The sequence below is a fragment of the Haloparvum sedimenti genome, from assembly GCF_001462205.1.
GTDB lineage: Archaea > Halobacteriota > Halobacteria > Halobacteriales > Haloferacaceae > Haloparvum > Haloparvum sedimenti.
Window position 1 is genome coordinate 1 of the sequence record NZ_LKIR01000088.1, and the last position, 3,487, is coordinate 3,487.

8 protein-coding genes are annotated in these 3,487 nt (G+C 58.2%); all 8 read left to right on the plus strand.

The window, feature by feature from the left end; translation table 11 throughout:
• Nucleotides 1–62: 62 nt before the first annotated feature.
• Nucleotides 63–464 (plus strand): DUF6166 domain-containing protein, encoded by a 402-nt coding sequence (locus tag AN233_RS16325; RefSeq protein ID WP_080508373.1) that lies wholly within the window; start codon nt 63–65, stop codon nt 462–464.
• Between the two features lie 22 nt (nt 465–486).
• On the plus strand, nt 487–768 hold the full coding sequence (locus tag AN233_RS05480) for a DUF7389 domain-containing protein (RefSeq protein WP_058365826.1): 282 nt from the start codon (nt 487–489) through the stop codon (nt 766–768).
• Nucleotides 769–805: 37 nt separating this feature from the next.
• Nucleotides 806–1,471, plus strand: coding sequence for a helix-turn-helix domain-containing protein (locus tag AN233_RS05485; protein ID WP_058365827.1), 666 nt, complete (start codon nt 806–808; stop codon nt 1,469–1,471).
• A gap of 2 nt (nt 1,472–1,473) precedes the next feature.
• On the plus strand, nt 1,474–2,169 hold the full coding sequence (locus AN233_RS05490) for a nucleotidyltransferase family protein (protein WP_058365828.1): 696 nt from the start codon (nt 1,474–1,476) through the stop codon (nt 2,167–2,169).
• Between the two features lie 121 nt (nt 2,170–2,290).
• Nucleotides 2,291–2,512 (plus strand): hypothetical protein, encoded by a 222-nt coding sequence (locus tag AN233_RS05495; protein ID WP_058365829.1) that lies wholly within the window; start codon nt 2,291–2,293, stop codon nt 2,510–2,512.
• Between the two features lie 53 nt (nt 2,513–2,565).
• Nucleotides 2,566–2,871 (plus strand): hypothetical protein, encoded by a 306-nt coding sequence (locus tag AN233_RS05500; protein WP_058365830.1) that lies wholly within the window; start codon nt 2,566–2,568, stop codon nt 2,869–2,871.
• A complete protein-coding gene (locus tag AN233_RS17915) occupies nt 2,868–3,233 on the plus strand; it encodes a DUF7568 family protein (protein WP_080508372.1) in 366 nt (121 codons plus the stop codon). Before AN233_RS05500 ends, AN233_RS17915 begins: the two co-directional genes overlap by 4 nt.
• Before the next feature lie 53 nt (nt 3,234–3,286).
• Nucleotides 3,287–3,487 (plus strand): hypothetical protein (locus AN233_RS05505; protein ID WP_141654128.1); only part of this gene is annotated, 201 nt, incomplete at its 3' end.

Genomic DNA, 3,487 nt, shown 5'->3' on the forward strand with positions numbered 1-3,487 from the left:
TGTTGTTTGTCGCCCCCCGAGGGGTGCGGGGGGTGTTCGAAGGAGCCTCCGCGGACCAACCGATGAGTGGAATAAGCAACCCACACTCGCACGAACAATCACGGATCTCGGATAATTCCGATGTCGTCTACGTCGGTTACCGTCGTCAAGGCCGCGTTATCGTCGAGAAACGACCCGGCGAAGAACAGCTGACACCGGAGCGAAGTCTTGAACTAGTAAATCACAGTCCAAGCGGATTCGAGGTTGGGTATTGTGGCAGTGGACCGGCCCAACTCGGGCTTGCACTCCTGCTCGATTACACCGACGACGAAGAGGTGGCACTGGCGGAGTACATGGCGTTCAAGACCGAGGTCGTGAGCCAGCTCGACTGTACTGGCCCCGATGGCTGCTGGCGCCTCATCGGGCGTGAGCTTGACGCAGCCCTTCGCGGAATAGCCGACGAACCGGTTGCGCTGTCCGCCTGAAATCCATTCTAGAGAGCAATCCATGGCAGAACCCACTCAGCAGTCGCACATGTCCGCCGAATCGACGGAGAACACTGATCGACAGGCACCAACCGAATACGTCGAGCGAAGCGACGTCGGCGTCTCACTCACCGTGAAGCTCACTCGCGGCACTGGCACCCGCGATCAGGACAAAATCGTGGCCAAATCGAAAGCCAAGACGCTCGAAGATGCCCGCGAGGACATGGAAATCCTCCGGGAGTACATCCACGATCTTGCTGAGGACGCTCGCCAGATCCAGCCAGCAGCCCCACACGAAGAGTAATTTTTTTAGGTGTTGCACAGAATTGTGTAACCATAGGATGTACGAAGTATGCGGTGAGAAGGAACTCAAGGTCATCCTCGCGCTTGACCAAGGCGATTCCATCTCCGGCGTCGCGCGAAAGATCGACGAGAACCGAGAGACGATTCGGCGCGTCATGAACCGCATCGAAGAAGCGGGATACGTCGCGTACGATGATGGCCTCCAGCTCGTCGATCAGACGCTCCGAGACGCCGGTCTCGAGTTCCTGACGACGGCAGCAGACATCTCACCACCATCCATCTCGGAGGCGTACGTCATCCCGCAGTTCGCCGGCCTGGACTATGCATTCACATCCATCGATGCAGTATACGTCTGGACCCAGGGCGGCTACCAAGTCGCTCGCGACCCGGAGGATTATCCCCTGTTCATCGCTGTTCGCGAGCAGGACGTCGACGCCTGGGAGACATTCTTCGATCGGTTCGGAATCCCGACTGCGGAAGAACGCCAGCCCGCTGAAGACCTTGATTGCGCCATTCAGGTTGTCCTCGAGCCCCGGCCACAGATCGATGCCGAGATGGTCGACGGACGGCCTGTCATTCCGCTTCAGGAAACCGTGGCATTCGCGAACGAGTACTACGCAACCTTTCAGTCTGCCCTCGACATGCTCGGCCGAATGTACGACGACGTCGACACCGATGCGAATTATCGCCGAGAGCCCGCCTGAGCATGAGCCAGGAAGACCGCAGTGACGCGCTCATCCAAGTCCTCGATGAACTGGAGCAGTCAAACATTGGATTCGTCCTCGTTGGTGGATACGCGATCAGTCAGTTCGAGACGCGGTTCTCGACCGACCTCGACCTCGTCATTGCACCAGATGACTACAAGGACGTCGTGGCGTTTCTGGAACAACATGGCTTCGAACGGACAACCGAGTTCGAAGTCCCAGCAGAAGAGACAATCTACAACCGGGAAATCGACTGCTTCGAGCGAACCGAAGGACTGCCCCATCCGGTCGGTGTGGACATTCTCGTGAACGGACTTGGGTGTCGACAAACCGAAGCAGAGTGGTCGTTCGACTATCTATGCACGCACAGCTCCCCGACGACGATTTCAGGCGGGACTCGGTCGACGACTGCACGAGCCGCTGATGGGGAAGTGCTCGTTGCCGCCAAGCTCCATAGTGGCCGGAAAACGGATCTCGCAGATGTCCTTGCTGCGATCCCCTCGATCGACTTAGATCTAGTCGAGACACATCTGCATCGCGGCGATGCTGATGCCCTTCGGGAACAGCTCAGTGACGCACAAGCGTTCATCGAAGAGGGCGGACTCGATCACCGATTCAAGAGCTTGTTCGGCCAATCGTCGGCATCGGCTGAGGACATCGAGATCCTCCTCGAGTTTCTCAAGCGACAACAGAAGTGAGACAGCGGTCACCGCGACAGCAGCAGTACCGGTAGCTGCGAATCCGTTCCCGTAGCTACGGAAGACGGAAAGCGAGTTAGAGCGGTTTGTTGCCGCCTTGAAAAGGCGGAGGCGAACATACGTGAGTGACTCGTCAGACCAAGCTGCAGAACCAGATGGTCTCACACCGGAGCAACGGCTCGACCCACCAAGCACGCGACTCATCAACGCCGGTATCGTGACGATCAACGACATGGAGACGCTGCGAGCCTGCGTCGCCTACGAGAACGCGAATCAGCAACGGGTCCAGATCCTCCGCCGACTCAAACAGCGGGCTACCGAGATCCGCTCTCAGGGCGACTGACGCGACACTCGGAGGTGTCTGTCGGAGCCTCGGTGGGTGGAGGCTCAATCCAAATGAGCGAGCGACCCGAAATCGAGATTCAACAGCAGACCGCGTTCGGTGATGATGGCCAGCTCGAAGTCACAGAGACGAGCGTCGAAACCTCACTCGAGGACTTCGGCGCTGACGTGGATCATCGCGACCGGGATTCACGTCTCGATCGGCCCGAGTCGAGTGAGTTCGGCGTCGACGACCGGCCTGAAGTTGAGCAACCATCCGAGGGTGAACAGTCCAGTCTCTTCGCCGATACAGCCGAGGACCAGCAGACGCTCGCCGGCGACGATGCGGCCGCTCGCTGTCTTTTCGAGGAACAACGATGACACGACTCACCAATTGGACGCGAGAGAGCCGTACTCCAATCCTGGCGTACCGAAATACAGAGACCAACGTTCGAGCAGCCCTGCACCGAGCGCCGGACTCGTACGTGCATAAGTGGCGGGCCGCGATTCTCGTCGACGGCTATTCCGTATGGTCGCGCGGATTCGCGACGAAGGAAGCCACATCACTTCGTGACGAACTCCGAAAGCGCCCTCAGCCTGAACTACCCTGTCCAGAGTGTCCTAACGAAGACGTCGTCGTCGGCCAGAAGAGTGCTGACGGCGCGAAGGTACAACGGTGGTTCGAGTGTCGAGACTGCGGCTACGAAAGCCGCTCAGCAATCGTCTACGGCGCCGAGCGCTAATTCCCCTAGTAGAACAGACAAAGCCTTAGAAAACCGGCGTCGTGAGATCCACCATGGATTGTACAGAGTGCGGTGAGCCGGTCGACGAAACAAAGGATCTCGATGTTCCTGAAACAATCCTTGAGCACGGAACAGCGAAGGTTGACCCATCAAAGTCCAAGGTCACCCAGTTGGATCAGTACGCGGATGAGATTAAGGAACACGTCGAGGCGAAGAACGGCACCGAAGACCTCTTGCCCATCATCAAAGCCATC